Source organism: Knoellia remsis, assembly GCF_003002895.1.
GTDB lineage: Bacteria > Actinomycetota > Actinomycetes > Actinomycetales > Dermatophilaceae > Knoellia > Knoellia remsis.
The window spans coordinates 1-19958 of sequence record NZ_PVTI01000037.1 but is presented as its reverse complement, the minus strand read 5'-3'; the positions used below and the strand labels follow the sequence as shown (position 1 = coordinate 19958).

Annotated in this window: 16 protein-coding genes; 4 read left to right on the top strand and 12 right to left on the bottom strand. The window is 69.8% G+C overall.

The features are described from left to right. Window positions 1–443 precede the first annotated feature (443 nt). The 4 genes from BCF74_RS15840 to nrdR form a co-directional block, all read right to left on the bottom strand. The gene (locus BCF74_RS15840; RefSeq protein WP_106298921.1) at window positions 444–2510 is read right to left on the bottom strand and encodes an NPCBM/NEW2 domain-containing protein; all 2067 of its coding nucleotides are present in this window, start codon (window positions 2508–2510) and stop codon (window positions 444–446) included. A 351-nt stretch (window positions 2511–2861) separates the two neighbouring features. Next, window positions 2862–3482, bottom strand: coding sequence for a hypothetical protein (locus BCF74_RS15835; RefSeq protein WP_146133015.1), 621 nt, complete (start codon window positions 3480–3482; stop codon window positions 2862–2864). A gap of 208 nt (window positions 3483–3690) precedes the next feature. Then, the gene (locus BCF74_RS15830) at window positions 3691–6681 is read right to left on the bottom strand and encodes a vitamin B12-dependent ribonucleotide reductase (RefSeq protein ID WP_106298919.1); all 2991 of its coding nucleotides are present in this window, start codon (window positions 6679–6681) and stop codon (window positions 3691–3693) included. 152 nt (window positions 6682–6833) lie between these two features. After that, the gene (nrdR, locus tag BCF74_RS15825; protein ID WP_106298918.1) at window positions 6834–7349 is read right to left on the bottom strand and encodes a transcriptional regulator NrdR; all 516 of its coding nucleotides are present in this window, start codon (window positions 7347–7349) and stop codon (window positions 6834–6836) included. A 295-nt stretch (window positions 7350–7644) separates the two neighbouring features. On the opposite strand from nrdR, the gene BCF74_RS17175 reads away from it, so the two are divergent. Further along, entirely contained in the window at window positions 7645–8589 is a 945-nt protein-coding gene (locus BCF74_RS17175) for a hypothetical protein (RefSeq protein WP_146133014.1), read from the top strand. An 8-nt stretch (window positions 8590–8597) separates the two neighbouring features. On the opposite strand, the gene BCF74_RS15810 is transcribed toward BCF74_RS17175, so the two are convergent. Then, a complete protein-coding gene (locus tag BCF74_RS15810) occupies window positions 8598–9089 on the bottom strand; it encodes a VOC family protein (protein ID WP_106298915.1) in 492 nt (163 codons plus the stop codon). Window positions 9090–9294: 205 nt separating this feature from the next. Then, window positions 9295–9705, bottom strand: a complete 411-nt coding sequence (locus BCF74_RS17435; protein WP_170070278.1) for a LysM peptidoglycan-binding domain-containing protein — start codon at window positions 9703–9705, stop codon at window positions 9295–9297. Window positions 9706–9889: 184 nt separating this feature from the next. Between BCF74_RS17435 and lexA the strand changes: the two genes are divergently transcribed. Further along, window positions 9890–10675: a transcriptional repressor LexA gene (gene lexA, locus BCF74_RS15800; RefSeq protein ID WP_106298914.1), complete on the top strand. Its 786-nt coding sequence runs from the start codon at window positions 9890–9892 to the stop codon at window positions 10673–10675. 46 nt (window positions 10676–10721) lie between these two features. Here the strand turns inward: lexA and BCF74_RS15795 are convergent, their stop codons facing one another. Beyond that, entirely contained in the window at window positions 10722–11141 is a 420-nt protein-coding gene (locus BCF74_RS15795) for a VOC family protein (protein WP_106298913.1), read from the bottom strand. Between the two features lie 65 nt (window positions 11142–11206). After that, window positions 11207–12103 carry a Sir2 family NAD-dependent protein deacetylase gene (locus tag BCF74_RS15790; protein ID WP_425432829.1) on the bottom strand — a complete coding sequence of 299 codons (897 nt, stop codon included), beginning with the start codon at window positions 12101–12103 and terminating at the stop codon, window positions 11207–11209. Window positions 12104–12320: 217 nt separating this feature from the next. On the opposite strand from BCF74_RS15790, the gene BCF74_RS15785 reads away from it, so the two are divergent. Continuing rightward, a complete protein-coding gene (locus tag BCF74_RS15785) occupies window positions 12321–13187 on the top strand; it encodes a hypothetical protein (RefSeq protein ID WP_106298912.1) in 867 nt (288 codons plus the stop codon). A gap of 137 nt (window positions 13188–13324) precedes the next feature. Here the strand turns inward: BCF74_RS15785 and BCF74_RS15780 are convergent, their stop codons facing one another. Continuing rightward, entirely contained in the window at window positions 13325–13972 is a 648-nt protein-coding gene (locus BCF74_RS15780; protein ID WP_106298911.1) for an isochorismatase family protein, read from the bottom strand. 185 nt (window positions 13973–14157) lie between these two features. Here BCF74_RS15780 and BCF74_RS15775 point away from each other — a divergent pair, with 185 nt between their 5' ends. After that, complete coding sequence (locus tag BCF74_RS15775) at window positions 14158–15138, top strand: LysR family transcriptional regulator (RefSeq protein ID WP_106298910.1); 981 nt, start codon at window positions 14158–14160, stop codon at window positions 15136–15138. Between the two features lie 51 nt (window positions 15139–15189). Here the strand turns inward: BCF74_RS15775 and BCF74_RS15770 are convergent, their stop codons facing one another. From BCF74_RS15770 to BCF74_RS15760, 3 genes are all read right to left on the bottom strand, one after another. Next, on the bottom strand, window positions 15190–17532 hold the full coding sequence (locus BCF74_RS15770) for a ComEC/Rec2 family competence protein (RefSeq protein WP_106298909.1): 2343 nt from the start codon (window positions 17530–17532) through the stop codon (window positions 15190–15192). A gap of 125 nt (window positions 17533–17657) precedes the next feature. Continuing rightward, entirely contained in the window at window positions 17658–18539 is an 882-nt protein-coding gene (locus tag BCF74_RS15765; RefSeq protein WP_106298908.1) for a ComEA family DNA-binding protein, read from the bottom strand. A 140-nt stretch (window positions 18540–18679) separates the two neighbouring features. Beyond that, window positions 18680–19546: a DegV family protein gene (locus BCF74_RS15760; RefSeq protein ID WP_218279296.1), complete on the bottom strand. Its 867-nt coding sequence runs from the start codon at window positions 19544–19546 to the stop codon at window positions 18680–18682. Window positions 19547–19958 lie beyond the last annotated feature (412 nt).

The following is a 19958-nucleotide window of genomic DNA, read 5'->3' as shown; positions in this document are numbered from 1 at the left end:
CTCGACGGCGCCTCCTACCGGCTCCGCAACCACCACGCCGCCGCCGGCGAACTCCGCCGCGTCACCACCGGCACGAACCTGCACTAACCTGACCCCGCGACCTGGGGAACTTCGATGAGCAACTCTGGGGAAATTCGCTGAGCGCCGTCACCGCCCGAGCCCGCGCCGCGACCTCGTCCGCCAGCGACATCACCACCGCGAGCTCCTCCCCCGACAACGACGACACCACCGACCCAACATCAGCCAAAACCCCACTCGCAGAACGCAACACAGCACCCAGAGCCGCCCCCGGCGACCCCTCCAGCTGCTCCATCACGTCCATGAGGAACAGTCAAACACCAGCCACTGACAACGGCTCCGACCACGACACGTGAGGCCCCGACCACGCACGCGGCCGGCATACCCGGTCAAGCGCCGCAGGCGCAGCGCCTTCGCAGCGCGGCTCAGCTGCAGTCGAGCCGGGCACTTCCCCAGTCGGCGTGGTCCGAGCCGACCCCGTCGCCGGCGTCGTCGACGACGAGGTCGAGGAAGCGGACGCCGGAGACGTCGACGGAGACCTCCGCAGCTCCATCAGGGCCGCGCAGCGTCTCGGAGCGATAGAGCGTTCCGTCGTCACCCACGACGGAGAAGCGGACCGAGCCCAGATCGCCGACTTCGTCGTCGACTCCGACCGACGCGGTGAAGCGGCGGCACGCGCCCCCGAGGTAGAGGGATGTCTCGGAGCGCGCGTGGACACCCAACCCCTTCTCATGGGTCACGCCGTCGATGGTCAACGCGCTGCCGTCAGATTGCGCCTGCTCCCCGTTCGAGAGGTCGCGCTCCACCGGCCCCCACCCGTTCGAGGAGGACACGAAGGCCAGGTCACTGACCCACGTCGACCCGCTCGGAGCCGGTGGCGTGACGGTCACGGTGACAGCGGTGCGCTGCGTCGTCCGGGCACCCGACGGAGAGCGCGCAGTGATGTCCACGAGGACGGTGCGCGACTCGACCGCGTCGGCGTCGGCCGTGAACCGGACAGGGACCTGGACGATCTGACCCGGCCCGATCGCTGCGGGCAACGTCCCGACCATCTCGACGTCGAGGCCCGCGGGCGCGGTCAGGCTGACCTCCGGCTTGAGCAGTGGCGTCGCTCCCGAGTTGGTCACGGTGAGCTCGCCATCCGTGACGGTTCCGGCCCCGACGGCGCTCGGCTCGGCCGTCACGGTGACGGCGGAGGTCAGGCCCGCGGCCCGGGGCGCCGGTCGCAGCCGGTAGAGCGTCGCCCCGTGCGGCGGCACCACTGCGCTGATGCTGCCGCGAGTGTTCGCCACGTCCTCGCGCTGCCACGCGTCGCGCACGACCCACCCACGGCCGCCCGGGTCCAGCCCCAGGGCGGCGAGGTCGGTCCTCACGAGGGCGCTCTCGTTGCCGGAGTTGTATAGCACCACGGCATACCCGCCGTCGCTGAGCTTCTTGCCCCAGACCTCAGCCGGGCCGTCCTGCGACAGACGGCGGCCTTGGCTCCCGGCCCAGTCCTGGTCGATGGCGATGACCTCAGGGTTGGTGACGGTCGCCATCGTCGTGGGACTGAGCCGCTCGAGGTCGGTGCCAAGGAAGAGCGGGGCGTTGAGGATCGACCACATCGTGAAGTGGGTGCGGTTCTCGACGTCGGTGAGGGAGCCGTTGCCGATCTGCAGCATGTCGGGGTCGTTCCAGCCGCCGGGGCGCCCGGTGTAGTCGGCCAGTGACGCCTGTCGGTTGATGACGTTCGACACCGACGCCCACGTCGGGCCGAGGTCGTTCGTCGTGCGCCACAGGTTGGCGATGCCCTGCGCCCAGGTCCATGGTTTGGTGTCGCCGTACTCGGAGATTGAGTAGACGATGGGTCGACCCGTTGCGCGCAACGCGTCGCGCATCTTCGTGAAGGCGGGGATCGGCTCGAGGCCACTGGTGATGTCGGCGCGACACCAGTCGTACTTGAGGTAGTCGACCCCCCACGAAGCGAAGGTGCGGGCGTCCAGCTCCTCGTAGCCGTAGGACCCGAGGTTCTTGCCGGGGTAGCCGTCCCAGTACATCGCGCAGGTGTCGGTCCCGGGGGAACCGTAGATCCCGAACTTCAGCCCTCGCGCGTGGACGTAGTCCGCGAGGGCCTTGATGCCGCTCGGGAAGCGCTCCGGGTTGGACCGCAGCGTTCCGTCACTGGCGCGCGTGAGGTCCTGCCAGCAGTCGTCGACGACGATGTACTCGTAGCCGGCGGCCGCGAGACCGGTCGAGGCCACCGTGTCGGCGGCGCGCTTCACGACGTCCTCGGTGAGGTCGTAGCAGCGGACCTGGTTCCAGCTGTTCCAGCCCATCGGTGGTGTCGCGGCAAGAGTCACGGTGTCGTTCTCCGTCGTCGTCGCCAACGATGGCGTGATCGTCGCAGGAACCCCGGCGGCGTTCGAGGGAGTCGGAGCCCCGAGGCTAGTGGCGGCACCGAGGACGATGACGCCAACAAGTACGACGACAGCTCGGGAGACGAGGTGGGACATCAGCCCTCCGGTGGTTGGCAACACTCTCCGGTGAGTGCTGGCCTAGACCAGCATGGCGAGGTTCCGCCGGCCCCGCAACAGATGGCGCTGCGGGGCTACAGCGGCACGTGAGCTGCGCCGGCGCGTGAGCTGCGCAGCCGCTGCTGTGGCAGGGCGGCCTAGCGCGACGCTGAGCCACAGCGGCATCGGCTCGGCGCCGGCACCGGCATCGGCATCGGCATCGGCATCGGCATCGGCATCGACATCGACCCAAACCCAACGACGATCCCCGGGTCTGCGTCAACAACACGTTCCGCGCCGATTCGGTATGCCGTCCGCTCGCCTCTCGCGAGCGAACGGCCGACTGTGGCCTCACCCCGGCTCCTCTCGCTCCTCTTCCATCGCAAGTGCTCGGATCGTGGAGCCGAGTCGCTCGAAGGGAACGCTTCCGCCGCTGAGTCGCCTCACAGTACCCAGACCGAGAGACCGTTGGCCGAGTGCCTCGATCATGGTGCGGGGCACGACGTGAAAATCCCACTGCTCAACACACAGCGGATCGAAGCTGTCATGGTCCGTGGCTGTCTCGAGCGCGAACACGTACACGTCCGCACCGAAGATCGGACTGGGGTCGGCACGTCCGACCGTCACCCCGCGGCGAGCCAGGCCCGCAAACGTGATTCTCGACAGGTTCGTCTGCTCCCAGTTCTGCAGATACGCCGCGGACTTCACCTCGATGCGCAGACCCTCGGGCGTGAGGACGTCGTACTCGTCCCACTCGACACGGAGCGCGTGCGCTCCGACCGCTTGAGCGACGAGAAACTCAGCGACGTACCCGCGAGTGTTGTTCATCCGGAGATCGGACATGGCGAACCGCCAGAAGTCCTTGACGGTGCGGTCCAAACCAATGAAGGCTTCGTCACCCGAGAGTGGCGGCCGGGTGGCTGGGATGAGTCGTCCCGATACCGACCCTGCCGGACCCTGCGCCGTTGTCATGCATGCATCGTCCCAGGCAACGAGGACCTGGAGACAACTCGACGGTGAGCTTTGGCAGCCCCGTCGGCCACGGTCCTCACAAGTGCGTGACATGTGCCGCCTTCGTGAGGACCGTGACACTGACACGAGCCTCGACGGCTGGGACGCACGACGGCCCCGACTCCAGATCCGTGGAGTCGGGGCCGTCGCGTGGCGGCTCAGCCGGGGATCAGCTGCAGCCGCTGGTGGAGCCGCAGCCCTCGCAGACGTAGCACGAGCCGGCGGGGCGCATCTTCGTCCCGCAGGTCATGCACATCGGCGCGTCCGCGGACACACCCTGGAACTTCTCGAGCAGCTCGGCCGAGGAGTGGACGTCGCCGGAGACCTCGCGGGCCGACGCGGCGCCGGCACCGAAGTTGACCTCGTCCGCGTGCTCCTCGCCGTCGGCGTCCGCACCGACGCCCGCCTCGGCAGGTGCAGCCGGCGCTGCCTCCGCCGTCTTCTTCGGCGACGAGGCGCCGACGCCCTGCGAGTAGGACTCGATCTCGTCCTCGATCGCCTCGGAGTCGTCCGAGTCACCCGTCGCCGGGGCGTAGGACCCGGTCTCGAGCTGACGCTGGCGCTCTTCGGCCGTGTGGATGCCCATGAACGACCGGGTCTCGAAGTCGAGGTGGTCGAGCGCGAGCCTACGGAAGACGTAGTCGACGAGCGACTGGCCCATACGGATGTCCGCGTCGTCGGTCATGCCGGCGGGCTCGAAGCGCATGTTCGTGTACTTCTCGACGAACGTCTCGAGCGGCACGCCGTACTGGAGGCCGACGGACACCGCGATGGAGAAGGCGTCCATGACACCGGCCAGGGTCGAACCCTGCTTGCCGAACTTGAGGAACACCTCGCCGAGGCGGCCGTCCTCGTACGTCCCGGCCGTCATGTAGCCCTCGGCACCGCCGATGGCGAACGACGTCGTCTGCGAGGAGCGACGCTTCGGCAGGCGCTCACGCGTCGGCCGGTAGACGACCTTCTCGACGACCTTCGCCTCGCCGGCAACGTCGGCCGCGGCCGCCGCACCAGCAGCCTTGTCCGCAGCCGCGTCCTTCGCGGTGGACCCGCCGTCGGAGAGCGGCTGACCGACCTTGCAGTTGTCGCGGTAGACCGCGAGCGCCTTGAGGCCCATCTTCCAGCCCTGGACGTAGACGTCCTCGATCTCCTCGACCGTCGCCGACTCGGGCAGGTTGACCGTCTTGGAGATGGCGCCGGAGAGGAACGGCTGGGTCGCCGCCATCATCCGCACGTGACCCATCGGCGAGATCGCCCGGGCACCCATGGCGGTGTCGAAGATCTCGTAGTGCTCGGTCTTGAGGCCGGGCGCGTCGATGACGTGACCCTTGTCGGCGATGTACTCGACGATCGCCTCGATGGTCTCCTCGGTGTAGCCGAGCTTGCGCAGGGCCCGCGGGATGGTGAGGTTGACGATCTGCATCGAGCCGCCACCGACGAGCTTCTTGAACTTCACGAGCGAGAAGTCCGGCTCGATGCCGGTCGTGTCGCAGTCCATCATGAAGCCGATGGTGCCGGTCGGGGCGAGCACCGACGCCTGGGCGTTGCGGTAGCCGTTCTTCTCGCCGACCTTGACGACGTCGTCCCACGCCTTCGTCGCGGCGCGGTGGATGTCCTTGTCCATCGTGTGCATCGTGCGGATCGCGTCGTTCGCCGCGGCGTGCTTGCGCATGACGCGCTTGTGCGCGTCCGCGTTGCGGGCGTACCCGGCATACGGACCGACGACCCCGGCGAGCTCCGCGGACCGCTTGTACGCAGCCCCGGTGAGCAGCGAGGTGATCGACGCGGCGAGCGCCCGGCCGCCGTCGCTGTCGTACCCGTGACCGGTCGCCATGAGCAGCGCGCCGAGGTTGGCGTAGCCGATGCCGAGCTGGCGGTAGTTGCGGGTCGTCTCGCCGATGGGCTCGGTCGGGAAGTCCGCGAAGCAGATGGAGATGTCCATCGCCGTGATGACGAGCTCGGCGACCTGCTGGAACTTCACCGCGTCGAAGGTGTCGTCGTCCTTGAGGAACTTCAGCAGGTTGAGCGAGGCGAGGTTGCACGAGGAGTTGTCGAGCGACATGTACTCCGAGCACGGGTTGGACGCGGTGATCCGGCCGGTCTCGGGGTTCGTGTGCCAGTCGTTGATCGTGTCGTCGTACTGGATGCCGGGGTCGGCGCACTCCCACGCGGCCTTGGCGATCTTGCCCATGAGCTCGCGGGCGTCGACGGTCTCGATCACCGAGCCGTCCTTGCGCGAGCGCAGCCCGAACTCGGTGCCCTCCTCGACGGCGCGCATGAACTCGTCGTTGACGCGCACGGAGTTGTTCGCGTTCTGGTACTGGACCGAGACGATGTCCTTGCCGCCGAGGTCCATGTCGAAGCCGGCGTCACGCAGCGCGCGGATCTTGTCCTCCTCGCGCGCCTTGGTCTCGACGAACTCCTCAATGTCGGGGTGGTCGACGTCGAGGACGACCATCTTCGCCGCGCGACGGGTCGCGCCACCGGACTTGATCGTCCCCGCGGACGCGTCGGCGCCACGCATGAACGACACCGGGCCGGAGGCGGTGCCACCGGAGGACAGCAGCTCCTTGCTCGAGCGGATGCGCGAGAGGTTGAGGCCCGCGCCCGAGCCGCCCTTGAAGATGAAGCCCTCCTCCTTGTACCAGTTGAGGATCGAGTCCATCGAGTCGTCGACGGAGAGGATGAAGCAGGCCGAGACCTGCTGCGGCGACTTGGTGCCGACGTTGAACCAGACCGGCGAGTTGAAGCTGAACACCTGGTGCAGCAGGGCGTAGGTCAACTCGTGCTCGAAGATCTCGGCGTCCTCGTCGGAGCCGAAGTAGCCGTGCTCCTTGCCCGCCTTGACGTAGGTCAGCACGACGCGGTCGATGAGCTGCTTGAGGCCCTGCTCGCGCTCGGGCGTGCCGACGGCGCCGCGGAAGTACTTCGTCGTGACGATCGTGGACGCGTTGATGCTCCAGAAGTCGGGGAACTCGACGCCGCGCTGCTCGAAGATCGTCTCGCCGGTCTTCCAGTTCTGCTGGACGACGTCGCGCTTCTCCCAGGTCACCTCGTCGTAGGGGTGGACACCCGGGGTGGTGTAGATGCGCTCGATCTTCACGCCCTTGCCCTTGGCGGCGTTCTTGCGGGCACCTGCACGTGCACCGGCGGTCTGGGTCATGACTCGCTCCCTCTTCTGCCCGGCTCATCCCGGGCGATCTCTGGCCTGCTTCTGACGGTCTCACCGACCACTGACAGTGGCCGGGTCGTGCGTGGTCGTGCGGTCGTGCGGTCGTGCGGATGGTTCGGTCGTGCGTGGTGTGCGTATGCCGGTCAGCTGGGACCGGCGCTCCCCTCGCCGAGGCGAGCGGACGGCATACCGGCCGGCTCCTCCCCGGTGGCGTCGCGTTCGACGCGGAGCAGGGTGATGGCCTGCTCGAAGTCCTCGAGGTTGTCGAACGCCTGGTAGACGCTCGCGAAGCGCAAGTAGGCGACCTCGTCGAGGCAGCGCAGCGGCTCGAGGACCGCGAGGCCGACCTCGTGGGCCTCGATCTCGGCCTGGCCGAGCCCGCGGATGCTCTCCTCGACCTGCTGGGCGAGCACGGCGAGCTGGTCCTCGGTGACGGGCCGGCCCTGACAGGCCTTGCGGACACCGACGAGGACCTTCGCGCGGCTGAACGGCTCGGTCACCCCCGACCGCTTGACGACGGACAGGGCCGCGGTCTCGACGGTCGTGAAGCGCTTGCCGCACTCCGGGCACTGCCGGCGACGGCGGATGCTGGCGCCGTCGTCGGTCGTGCGCGAGTCCATGACGCGCGAGTCGGTGTGGCGACAGAACGGACAGTGCATGTCGGACTCCTTCGCGTGCTCGGGAACGGCGGGACTGGGGACGGTTCTGGGGACTGCCTGGGGACAACGTGTGGAGAAGTCCCCTGCCCCTGTGAACCATATGTGGACGAACTACATCGGTGTAACCACTAGATGTAGTGGCAAGTATGCGCTCGTGACCCAGGTCTCGCAAGCCATCGGCCGAACTCTCCGCGTGTCGCGCTCAGCCCTCGGCGTGTCGCCCTCCCCTCGGTTGTCGGCGTCCCGCCCTAGAGTGAGCGCAGCGCGGTCAGCGCGGCAGGGGAAGGGGACGCTCATGAGGGAGTCGAGAGCACTGGCGCTCGTCGCGGCGATCGCGGCGCTGACCGCCTGCACCGGCAATGAGACCGCCGGAGGCGCGGGTGGACCGACGGTCAGTGCACACAGCGCGCGCTCCCCCGTCACGTCCTCGACCCCGACACCCACCCCGCCCTCGGACACTGCGAGCCCGGCGTCGACGACGCGACCGTCGTCGAGTGCTGCCAGCCCCGCACCCGGGTCGTCGGGTTCCCCTCGGTCCGGCATCAGGGCGGTCGACTTCGGGGACCTCACGTGGCGGGACCCGGTCAACCCGAGTGCCCGAGTCACCCTCCGCGACGGCCGGGCCAGCGGCCCGGCGGGCCTGACGTGGTCCGTGGACGACACGCCGAGGTACCTCGACATCGACGGCGACGGTGACGAGGACGCGCTCGTCACTCTCGTCGCAGAGGAGGGCAACGGCTACCAGGAGACCCGGTCGGCCTGGTTGTGGGACGCCAGCTCCGACAAACCTCGCCAGGTGGTTCCCGGCCTCACGCTCGACGAGCGGTGCGGCAACGTCACCGAGGAGGTCCGCCTGACCAAGCCCAACACCTTCTCCGTGACTCGCCTCGTGCGCGGTGAGGAGATCTGCGCCGAGAAGCCGACGGCGCAGACCACCTCGACGATCCGGGTCCGGGACGAGTTTGCGTGGCAGATCGCCCCGACAGTCACGGCACTCATGTGCCCGTACCGCGAGGGGCGGGGGCTGGGCTTCCCGGGCTCGGACTTCGGCGACGACGGACCGCGGGCCTGGGCTGACGACGATGCGCCGGTGATGCTCACCGGCAAGGACATCCAGGCGATGGACCTCGACGACTCACGGGAGGGCGTCCCGCGTGGCTGGAACCGGATCCTGTTCATCAGGTCCGACTCGGACAAGAGCGACACCAGCCCGCCCTGTGGCTACTTCCCCGCATCCTGACCCGCGGCTCACGCTCGGTTCGTGCCGAAGCCCTCGCGCTCAGCCCGCTCGTGGGAGTCCTCGGTCTCCTCGAAGAGGGTGATGGTGAGTTCAGCCGGGGCCTCGAGCCGTGAGTTGAGTGACATCCACGGCGTCAGCACCGGTTCGGCGACGATGTTGGCCCCAGCGTCCGCCGCCTGGCGCGTTGCCGCCTGCGAGTCGTCGACCTCGAACGCGAGCCGGATGCGCGGGCTCGGCGTGCCGCCCGCCTCGACGCGGTCGATCGCCTCCCGATGCGCGGGGCTGGCGATCTCGAGCGTCGCGCGGCCGGCCTCGAGGATGGCGACCCGGTCCTCGGCGCCCTCGGAGAAGGCGCCGATCTCGTCCATGCCGAGCACGTCACGGTAGAACCGCACCGCCTCGTCGTAGTCGGCTGCTTCGACGACGACCCGCAGCTGCCGGATGCGCTGGCCCGACGGTGTGGGCCCGGTCGTGCGCCCTGCTCCTGTCTCTGCACTCATGACAGGTAGAAGTCCCGAAGGCCCCGACATATTGCGAGTTCCGGGAAAGGGGGCACGGCAAAGGGCGCCCCGCGGGCCACACCACCTGGTGCGGTTCGGGCGGGGCGCCCTCCGTGCTGAGCCGGCGAGGGGTCGAAGCTCGCATCACTGCTCAGGGTCCGAGCCGGGGTCGAAGCGGCTCGGAGTCTGTGTCACCCGTGGCGCCTCAGTCCTGCGGGATGACGAGGGTCTGGCCGACCTGGACCTGGGCGGTGCGCAAATCGTTGGCGAGCTGGAGCTCGGCGACGGCCGAGGCGACGGACTGGCCCGCGAGGTGCTCGGCGGCGATCTGCGAGAGCGTCTGCCCCGGCTGCACCGTCACGGTCACGGGTGCGGACGACGCGGCCGCTCCCCCGGTGAGGCCGAGGAACGCGGCGACAGCCGCGGCGAGCAGCACCGTCGTCGTGATCGCGAGACGTCCGGCTCGCGTGAGCCGCAGCGCCGGACGTGCAGCGGCCGGAACGGCGTCACCGGTCGGGACGAGCACGAGGCGCGGGCGCTGGGGCCGGCGGGTGGGCCGCGGAGCCGGCGCACCGGCATACCCCACTGCGGGGTCAAGGGCGACTGCTGCACTCATCGGGTCCTCCTGGATCGAAAGGACGTTCGATAGAACGTCTGTACGAGTTGTAGCACGGATGTTCGAGTCGATCAAGACACGCGTCGAACAGATGTTTGATCGGGGTGCGTGATCTCCGTACTCTGTCGGCATGTCAGGAAGCCAATCAGGGACCACTGACAACGCACTTTCGTGAGGAGTCGAGATGACCGACAAGCGCGCCAAGAGCCGGGCCACGGACGCCGCGGACGCCACCGATGCCGCAGCCGACGCCGCCGTGCACGAGCTGCCCGACCGCGACCCCGGCGACGGCACGCTCACCCAGCGCCAGCGCAAGGTGCTCGAGGTCATCCGCAACTCCGTCGACCGCCGTGGCTACCCGCCCACCATGCGGGAGATCGGCCAGGCCGTCGGCCTCGCCTCCCCCAGCTCGGTGTCGCACCAGCTGCAGGCGCTCGAGCGCAAGGGCTACCTGCGCCGCGACCCCACCCGCCCGCGCACCCTCGAGGTCATCTCCCCCGACACGCCGAGCGACATCCGCGGCTACCGCGGCGGCGCGACGCCGGACGACCCGACCGCCGAGTTCGACCCGACCGGCTCCGGGGACGCCCGTCCCGAGGCGAGCTACGTGCCCGTGCTCGGCCAGATCGCGGCCGGCGTGCCGATCATGGCCGAGGAGTCGGTCGAGGAGATCTTCCCGCTGCCGAAGCAGATCGTCGGTGAGGGTTCCCTCTTCCTTCTCAAGGTCGTCGGCGACTCGATGGTCGACGCCGCGATCTGCGACGGCGACTGGGTCGTCGTCCGTCAGCAGCCGACCGCCGAGAACGGCGACATCGTCGCGGCGATGCTCGACAATGAGGCGACCGTCAAGACGTTCAAGCGGCGCGACGGCAAGGTCTGGCTCATGCCGCACAACCCGGCGTTCGAGCCGATCGACGGCGACCACGCGACGATCCTCGGCAAGGTCACCGCGGTCCTGCGCCGCGTCTGACGTCGGAGCGCCAGGGCGGGCACGAGCGACCGCGGGTCGCCGTGCCTCAGCCGTAGGCCTCGTCGATGGCGCGCTGGGTCTCCTCCGGCGTCATCGTCGGGGCGGTCTGGATGAGCCACTCGTGGCCGAAGGGGTCGCGGACCCGACCCCCGCGGGCCCCGTAGGGCTGGTCCGCCACCGGGAACCTCACCTCGGCACCCGCATCGACGGCCCGGCTCACGACCTCGTCCGGGTCGTCCGCGGTCACCTCGACGACCACCCCCGGACCACCGAGCGTCGCCGGCGACCGGTCCGTCCCGTCCTCGTCCTTGAGCGTCATGACCCCGCCGAGCAGCTCGAGCTCGGCGAAGACGACGGACTCCCCCACCGTGTAACGCTGCGTGAGGACCGCGCCAAAAGCCTTCTCGTAGAACGCGATCGCAGCGTCAGCGCCACGGACGACGAGCTTGGGGTGCAGTTCAGCCATGCCCTCACCCTGCCGGTCGGGGGCCGCCCTGTCGACCCTGCGACCGGGTCGGCCCTTCCACCCAGTCATCCGGCGAGGGCGGCTTGCTCCCCTGACGTCACGACCCGCGCGAGGGCCGAGAGCGTCGTCCCGAGCGGGGCGTCGATCCGGTGCGTCGTCTCGCCGTCCCCGCGCGTGGGTCCCCTCGTGATCACGACGACGGGTATGCCGTTCGCGGCCGCGCGCCGCACGAACCGGTAGCCGCTCATCACCTTGAGAGACGAGCCGAGGACGACGAGGGCCGGGGCCTCGTCGGTGCGGGCGAAGCAGTGCTCGACGCGGGGCTTGGGCACGGAGCCGCCGAAGAAGACGACGTCCGGCTTGAGCGTGTCCTCGCCGCAGACGAGGCACCGCGGCGCAACGAAGGTCGCTACCGCCTCGTCGGCGAGGACGATGTCGCCGTCCGGTCGGATCTGGCTGCTCACCTGCGAGCCGTCGGCCACCTCACCGAGGGCGTGGGCGGTGAAGCCGGGGTTGGCCTCGTCCATAAGCGCCTGGACGAGGTCGCGGTCGGTCCGCTCGTCGCAGGTCAGGCAGACGACCTCACCGAGGCTGCCGTGCAGCTCGACGACGTCGCTGGTGCCCGCCTCCTGGTGCAGGCCGTCGACGTTCTGGGTGATGACGGTGCCGAAGACACCGGCCGCCTGGAGCGCGGTCACGGCGCGGTGGCCGTCGTTGGGCTCGGCCGAGGTGAAGCGGCTCCAGCCGATGAAGCTGCGTGCCCAGTAGCGCTGTCGCGCAGCGCTCGTCGCGGTGAACTCCTGATGCGACATCGGCGTCACCCGCCGGTTGCCGTCCGGTCCGCGGTAGTCCGGGATCCCGCTCTCGGTGGAATGGGGTGTTTTGGAGACAGAGTTTTCTGGGGGCCATGGTCGGTAGCACGGGATTCCAGAATCGACGCTCATGCCCGCGCCCGTCAGCACCAGCGCAGGGCTGTGTTGCTTGAGGACGTCCGCAATCTCGGACACGGTCACGTACTCCACCTGCTCAGCGTAGATGGCCCCTTCGAGGGCGTGCGCCGCTGACCGAGTTGCCATGGACCTGTGGACAACTCGATTGCGCTGTCGGCAGCGGTGGATACCTTCAACTCAGCCCGCAGGCTCGGGGCGAACATCTCTCTGGCGAAGCGAGGAGCACCACATGAACGACCAAGACATCATGCGCGAGATCCGAGGCAGCGACGAAGAGAAACTGCTCATGGCACTGGCTGCGGCAGACGGGCCCTTCAGCCCCTCTTCCGCAGCAAAGGCGCTAGGGACGGACGAACGAACTGCGTTGATAGCGGACCAGCGCCTTGAGGATCTCGGTCTCGTGTCACCCGACAAGAGAGTCGCCCACGTTATTGCGTTGACCTCTCGTGGACGCGCGTTGGCTGGAAGCATTAGCCGGTCGCGTAAGGCCGGGCCGGATCGCTGGGATGCCGTGCAGCGCGCAATCGTTCGATCGGTCCTGAGCGACACTGACGACGCCGTAGTCAGTGTGGACGGTGTTGCTGTCACCGAGGAGGAGCGTCGACTCGCTGTGACCAAACTCGAAGATTGGCGCCTCGTGAAGGTCCTCCGTGGTTGGGGCGGGACTGCCCTCCGCCTGCTGCCGCAGGACAGGATCTATGAGGTTGCCGGGATCGACGGACTTCTCGCCGATCACTACGAGAGGGAGGCGGCATACACGGACAACCGGATCACCACGACGTTTGGCGACGGCAGCACGGTCGGCGGCGTGCAGGCTGGAGGCACCGGGAACGTCCAGAAGGTCACGCAGACAGTCGGTGCCACCGAGCGGGCCCAGATCCTCTTCCTCGTCGGCTCCGCGCTCGCTGAAGTCGGGCCAGACGGGCCCGCAGAACTCCGTGAAGCACTCAATGCGATCAAGGAGGCGGCGGCACCGGACAAACCTCAGCGCGACAGCCTGAGGGACAAGATCGCGCAAGGGGTCGTCGTCGCTGGCGCGGTAGACGCTAGCCAGACGGTGCTTCAGACACTTGCCGCGATGCTTGGGCTCGTCTAGCGCGTTTGGCACGCTCACTCTTGGCTCAGCAGAAAACGCAACCTCTCGCCCCATTCGCCTCAACAACCACGTTGTCGTCTTCAAAGGGACGGGCCCTGACGACACACCGATTACACGCCACCACCACCTCGACGATGTCAGACACGGTGCGACCCCAGGTCATCGTGTCGGCTCGCCTCTGCCGTGGTCACCGCGTCGAGGACGGCTGCCGTCGAGACGACCCGGGCGAAGCCGCCGCCGTGCAGGTTCGTCGCCGTGGCCCGGCGCAGCTCCTCGGCGGTGAGGACGTCACCGTCCGGTCCGGAGAGGTCGAACGTGCTCGTCGCGTCGATGGGCACGATGACGTCGAAGCCGAGGTTGCCGCCCATCCGCGCCGTCGTCTCGACGCACATGTTGCTCTGGATGCCGACGACGACGATCTGCGCGATCTCCCGCTCGCGCAGCCATGCCTCGAGAGCGGGGTCACCGATGAACGCCGAGTTCACCGTCTTGGTGATGAGCACGTCGGCGTCGAGGGCGGCAACCCACGGCTCGAGGGTGTTGCCGGGCGCATCCGGCCGCAGCGGGGAGGACGCGGAGGTGCTGTCGTGCCGGACGACGACGAGCGGGCGACCACCACCGGACCACGCCTGCGCGAGCCGCCGCATGTTGTCCTGCGCCCCGGCCGCATCGGGGCTGGGGCGGCCCCAGGCCGGGTCGGCGAAGCCAGTCTGGACGTCGATGAGGACGAGGGCGGCGTTCGAGGTGAGGTCGAGGCCGGCGGGCCCGGTGGCGTCAGACGTCATGGCTCCAGTGCACCGCCGCGACGGACGGCGCACCAGTGGCTCACGTGCCAACGAACCTCAGGATCCGGCCACCCCGCTGCGACAGGCGCACGAGCCTGAGGTTGAGGGCCCAGGAGGCTCCTGCTCCATCAGCACGTGACGCCAAGGCTGTGAGATCGATAACTGTCTGTTATAGAATCTGCCGCATGATCGATGCCGCCGGACTCCGCGTCATGCGCGCCATCGCCGACGAAGGCAGCTTCACGGCGGCGGCGCTCTCCCTGGGCTACTCCCAGCCCGCCATCTCGCAGATGGTGCGCCGCCTCGAGACCCGCACGGGCACGACCCTCGTCGAGCGCGTCGGGCGCAGCGTGCGCCTCACCGAGGCCGGGCAAGTGCTCGCTCGCCACGCGGGGCCCGTGCTCTCGGCCCTCGACGCCGCCGAGGAGGAGGTCGCCGCCATCGCCGGCCTGCGTTCGGGCCGGGTCCGCCTCATGGCCTTCCCGTCCGCGTCGGCGACGCTCGTCCCTCGCGCCCTGGCCAAGGTCAAGGCCGAGCACCCCGGGGTCTCGATCACGTTCAGCGAGGCCGAGCCGCCTGAGTCCCTCGCAGCCCTGCGGGCCGGCGAGTGTGACCTCGCCGTCGCGTTCGCCTACGAGGGCACCGACCTCGGCCGCGGCGAGGAGGATCTCGACGCGTTCGTCACCACCCCGCTGCTCGACGACGAGGTGCTGCTCGCGGTGCCGCGCGACCACGAGCTCGCGGCGTCCGGCAACGTCGACATGGCCGCCCTCAAGGACGAGACCTGGATCGCCGGCTGCCCCCGGTGTCGTGGTCACCTGCTCCAGCTCGCGAGCGAGGCGGGTTACGTCCCGGACGTCGCCTACGAGACCGAGGACTACGTCGCCGTCATGGGCCTCATCGCCGAGGGCCTCGGGATCGCCGTCATCCCCGACCTCATCCTGCGTACCGTGCACCACGAGGAGGTCGCCGCCCTGCCGATGACGCCCGCCTCGCGCCGCAACATCGTCGCCGTGACGACGCCGGACCTCCAGCGCGTCCCCGCCGTCAAGGCCACTCTCGACGCGCTCGTCGAGAGCGCCCGCGAGGCCAGCGCCAAGGCCGGCCAGCGCACGACCCGCGGCGGCACGAAGTCCGCCAAGTGCAAGCCCGTTCCCACAGCCTGACCTCCCGGCTGTGCCGGAGGGGAGGAATTGGCGAATTGCGCACGCCGTAGGTCACTTCGCCGTCACCACGCGTACGCCGACCCCATCCCGGTCCCCGTCGCCCTCGACGCCCCCGTCGCCATCCCCGCCGTCGACGATCGCCACGCTGCCACGCTGGTCGGTGCGGTAGGCGGCATACCCGTTGCGCCGCAGCATCGCGAGGTGCGCCGGCGTGGGGTGGCCGTAGTCGTTGTCGGCGCCGACACTGACCACCGCGACCGGTGACCGCACGGCCTCCATGAGCTCGGAATCGAGATTCGCGCTGCCATGATGCGGGGACTTGACGACGTCGAAACCTGCTGCGGCAGAGGCCATCTCGGGGTCCCGCCGCATCCGCAGCAGCAGGTCACGAGCCGCCTCGCGCTCGATGTCCCCAAGGAAGAGTGCCCGCACTCCCCCGACGTCGACGGCGAGGACGATGCTGGCGTTGTTGGGGACCGACCCAGCTGCGATACGGCGGGCAGGGGCCCAGACCGAGGCGCGCAACGCGCCGAATGTGAGCACGTCACCCGCCGCGAGGGGCGATGCGGGTATGCCGCGTGCGCGCGTCCAGCCCTCCACCTCACCGACCTGGTAGCCGGGTTCCGCGACCGGTGACACGAGTACCTGCCGGACCTCTCGGCCAGCCAGGACGCCGGGCAGCCCCTCGACGTGGTCGGCATGGAAGTGGGTGAGGACCAGCGCCTCGACCACCTCGACGTCGAGCGCGTCCAGGCAGTCGTCGACAGGTCCCGGCTCCGGGCCGGTGTCGATGACGACCGCGCGCCCCGGAGCCGTCGAGAGGACCGCCGCGTCGCCCTGCCCGACGTCGCAGAAGACGATGCGCCAACCGTCCGGTGGCCACGTCGCGACCGAGGTCGGCACCGTCATCGCCGCGGTGAGGCCGACGACAAGCAGTGCGACCAGCGGAGCGAGGAGGACCATCCGGCCGATCCATCGCCCCGTGAGGACGAGCAGGACCGTCAGTGCGGCCAAGAGGAGTGCACCGACCGCCCCGTCGGGCCACGGCATCGTTCCTCCGGGAACCTCGGCCATGACACGTGCGGTGCGAGCGATGCCGAGCGTCGGGACCGCGGCGACCCATCCGACGAGCTGGGCAGGGCCGTCGGCCACCACCGAGACGAGTGCGGCCACGACACCGCCGATGGTGGCGGGTGCCACGAGCGGCGCCGCGACGAGATTGGCGACGACGCCGACGATGCTCACCGACCCTTGCAGCAGGACGATGAGCGGCGCGCACATCGCCTGTGCCGCAACGGGAATCGCGACCGCCGGCCCCATGAACGCCAACCGCGCAGGGAGGTGACGCGCGATGGCGTCGCCCCAGGGACGGGTGAAGAGCAGGAGCCCGAGGGTGGCCAGGGCCGACAAGGCGAAGCCGAAGGACCGGGCCATCCACGGATCGACGACGAGGACGACGACGATCGCGCCAGCCAGCACGGGGATGCCGGCGCCGCGCCGCGACCGGCTCATGCCGATGAGCCCGATGAGCCCCATCGTCGCGGCCCGGACGACGCTCGGCTCGGGACGGGCGAGGACGACGAACCCGCAGATCGCGAGCGCCACCACCACGGGTCGCCACCGGCGTGGGATGCCCAGCAGCACGCACAGCCCGAGGACCAGCCCACCGACGATCGCGATGTTGCTGCCGCTGACGGCCGTCAGGTGGGTCATGCCCGTCACCTGCATCGCCTCGGTGAGATCCTCCGGTGTGCGGCTCGTGTCGCCGATGACGAGCCCGGGCAGGAGCCCTCGTGAGTCCGCGGGAGTGGGGTCGACGGAGCGGCGTAGCCCGGCACGCAGCGTCTCGGCCACTCCTGCGACCGGGCCCGCACGGCTCAGCACCTCGTGCTCGCTCACGCGCACCGTGGCGAGCAAGGGGCTGCCGGGGCGTGGTGGGGCGAGGCGGCCCTCGACCCGGACTCGTTCGTGCCATCGCAGCTTCAGGAGCCGGTCGTCGCCACGCAGCTCGACCGGCGCGTATGCCGTGCTCGTCCGTCCGCGTCCGCTCACCTCGCTCGCCTTCGCCTTCACGACGACGACCGGGTCACCTCCGGCACGAGCGGTGCGGGTCACCGGGTCCGACGTGACGACGACCTCGAGTGACGCGACGGCGCGGGCTGCCGTGAGGTCGTCGAGGATTCCGAGGGTCCGCATCGCCTGTTGTCCGGCACCCGCCACCTGGAGGAGGAGCACGACGGCGGCGACCAGCAGGACCGACCGGGACCACGCACCGGTGCGCCGGACGCCAGCGAGAAGCACGACGACGGCCAGCCCGATGAGCCAGCGCGTCGCCGACGGGCGGGTGAGGGTGGCAGCGAGCGCGGCCCACCCGATCAGCGCCGGCACCAGCATGCGGACGTCGCTGAACCGAACTCGTTCGCGCTCCCACTCGTCCGTGGTCGACGCGCCAACCGCAGCCGCGGGGACCGTGACGGAAGAGCCCGGCGCGTCCGGCGCCCTCGGCTGTCCGGGCCGCGTCACAGGGTGACCTTGGGGGTGATCTGCGCGAGCAGCTTCTCGCCGATGCCGCTCACCTCGCCGAGCTCCTCGACGGTGGTGAACCGGCCGTTCTCGGTGCGCCAGTCGAGGATGCGCTGGGCGAGCACCGGCCCGACACCGGGCAACGACTCCAGCGCAGCCAGGTCGGCGGTGTTGAGGGACACCGTGCCACCCGACCCGGAGCCGCCGCCGCTCGCCCCCGGTGCACCACCGCCACCGGCACCAGCGGTCCCACCCGCCCCGGCAGCACCTCCCGCGACGACCTCGCCGGGCTTGGGCACGACGATCTGTTCGCCGTCGACGACGGCCCGCGCGAGGTTCACCGCGGCGAGATCGGCCCCCCGCGTCGCGCCACCCGCAGCGCGGACGGCGTCGGTGACCCGGGCGCCGGGCGGCATCGAGTAGACGCCGGGCTTGGCCACCTGACCGACGACATGGACGACGAGCGGGTTCCTTCCACCTGCCGCGGGAGACCCTCCGGGTGAGGCCGTCCCGCCCGGACCGTCCGGACCAGCCGGACTTGGCGAGGCGTCGGGAGACGCGCGCGAGAGGGTGGACGTCCCTCGGGTCACACCGCTCGGGCCGACCTCACCGGTCGCGACGGCCTCACCGCTGCCCGACGCCAGCCAGACGCGCGCACCGAACACGAGCGCCACGACCACGACCACCGCCACCACGGCGAGGGCCGCCCCGCCGCTGGGCACCCAGCGTGCTTCACGCAGGCTCGCCGGCAGCTCGAAGACCGGCCCCCGGGGCACCTCGATCGGCCGGTGGCGAGCCCGCCCTGCAGGCTCGTGCCCGGCTCGCTCACGCAACCGCGCACGCGGCGAGTCGGTCTCGGGGTCGGGCGCGGACGGCATACACCGAAACTAGGAAGGGCCGGAAGGCCCGCCCAAGGCGCGCAGCGCTCGCCTGTGGATGAATCACGAGCGAGGGGCCGGCTGTGGACAGCGCCGCCGCACGCATCCGCACGGAACCGTCATGACGCCGAGCGCGAGCGTCAGCCGCCGACCCTCGGACAGACCGCGACCGCGAGCGTGCCCGGGCCGACGTGCGCACCGACGACGGCGCCGAGCTCGACGACCTCGAGCTCGCCCAGGTGGTCGATGCGAGAACGCAGGCGTTCCGCGAGCTTCTCGGCGCGGTCCGAGGAGTCGAGGTGGTGCACCGCGACATCGACCTCGACCCGGTCAGCGCCCTCGGCCCCACCGGCGGCCGCGACAGCAAGCTCCTCGAGACGGGCGATGGCCTTCGACGACGTGCGCACCCGTTCGAGGGGCACGATCGCGCCGTCACTGAGGCCGAGGATCGGCTTGATCGCGAGCGCGGACCCGAGCAGGGCGCTCGCCTTGCCGATCCGACCACCCCGACGCAGGTGCTCGAGCGTGTCGACATAGAACACGACGGTCGACGCCTCGCAGCGGGCGGCCACGAGCGCGGCGACCTCCTCGGCCGACGCACCACCGGCGGCGGCCTGCGCACCCGCGAGGACGGCATACCCCATCGCCATGCCCATGGTGCGCGAGTCCACGACGGTCACCGGGACAGGCGACTGCTGGGCGGCCAACTGCGCCGAACCGATCGTGCTCGACATGTCGGCGCTGATGTGGACGGACACGATGGCGTCCGCGCCGCCCTCGGCGAGCTGACGGTAGACCTCGAGGAACGCCTGCGGTGAGGGTCGTGACGTCGACACCGGGCGGAAGGCGCGCAATGCGTCGGCGACCTCGGCCGAACCGATGTCGACTCCCTCGCGGTGCTCGGTGCCGCCGACGACGACATGCAGGGGGACAACCCCGATGCCGTGCTCGGCCACGCGGTCCGGGGACAGGTATGCCGTGGAGTCGGTGACGAGAGCGGTGGGCACGAGCGTCAGGCTAGTGCGCCAACCTGCGACTGATTGCTCTTTCCCGGCAGCAGAGACTGCCGGGAAAGAGCAATCAGTTCTGTGCGCCCGTTCCGGGCGGCCCGTTCCGGGGAGAAAATGGGCATGCGGGTGCCTGTTCACGTCGGCCGACATTGACCCTTGAGGTCGTCAATCAGTTTGGCGCGGGAGCGGACTTGTGGGCCCTTCACTGTTGCTTCGAGCACGCGGATCAGATTCAGTTCCTTCCCTGACCGCTCCTACAGGCACCCGGCCTTTGAGGTCACGTCCCAAGTTGGAGGTGATGACGATGAACCTCGACAACGACGTCGATGACGACGTCACCCTGGACAGCGCACCGCTGGTGGAGCGGGTGGCTGCTCTGGACATCGGCAAGGCCGAAATCTGCTGTTGT

What these genes read in the sequence shown, in the direction of transcription:
- BCF74_RS17175 (WP_146133014.1), top strand. Translation starts at nt 7,645, where the DNA reads ATGAGGGAGTCGAGAGCACTGGCGCTCGTCGCGGCGATCGCGGCGCTG.
- lexA (WP_106298914.1), top strand. Translation starts at nt 9,890, where the DNA reads ATGACCGACAAGCGCGCCAAGAGCCGGGCCACGGACGCCGCGGACGCC.
- BCF74_RS15810 (WP_106298915.1), bottom strand. Translation starts at nt 9,089, where the DNA reads ATGAGTGCAGAGACAGGAGCAGGGCGCACGACCGGGCCCACACCGTCG.
- BCF74_RS15775 (WP_106298910.1), top strand. Translation starts at nt 14,158, where the DNA reads ATGATCGATGCCGCCGGACTCCGCGTCATGCGCGCCATCGCCGACGAA.
- BCF74_RS15770 (WP_106298909.1), bottom strand. Translation starts at nt 17,532, where the DNA reads ATGCTGGTGCCGGCGCTGATCGGGTGGGCCGCGCTCGCTGCCACCCTC.
- BCF74_RS15780 (WP_106298911.1), bottom strand. Translation starts at nt 13,972, where the DNA reads ATGACGTCTGACGCCACCGGGCCCGCCGGCCTCGACCTCACCTCGAAC.
- BCF74_RS15830 (WP_106298919.1), bottom strand. Translation starts at nt 6,681, where the DNA reads ATGACCCAGACCGCCGGTGCACGTGCAGGTGCCCGCAAGAACGCCGCC.
- BCF74_RS15835 (WP_146133015.1), bottom strand. Translation starts at nt 3,482, where the DNA reads ATGACAACGGCGCAGGGTCCGGCAGGGTCGGTATCGGGACGACTCATC.
- BCF74_RS17435 (WP_170070278.1), bottom strand. Translation starts at nt 9,705, where the DNA reads ATGAGTGCAGCAGTCGCCCTTGACCCCGCAGTGGGGTATGCCGGTGCG.
- nrdR (WP_106298918.1), bottom strand. Translation starts at nt 7,349, where the DNA reads ATGCACTGTCCGTTCTGTCGCCACACCGACTCGCGCGTCATGGACTCG.
- BCF74_RS15785 (WP_106298912.1), top strand. Translation starts at nt 12,321, where the DNA reads ATGAACGACCAAGACATCATGCGCGAGATCCGAGGCAGCGACGAAGAG.
- BCF74_RS15840 (WP_106298921.1), bottom strand. Translation starts at nt 2,510, where the DNA reads ATGTCCCACCTCGTCTCCCGAGCTGTCGTCGTACTTGTTGGCGTCATC.
- BCF74_RS15765 (WP_106298908.1), bottom strand. Translation starts at nt 18,539, where the DNA reads ATGCCGTCCGCGCCCGACCCCGAGACCGACTCGCCGCGTGCGCGGTTG.
- BCF74_RS15795 (WP_106298913.1), bottom strand. Translation starts at nt 11,141, where the DNA reads ATGGCTGAACTGCACCCCAAGCTCGTCGTCCGTGGCGCTGACGCTGCG.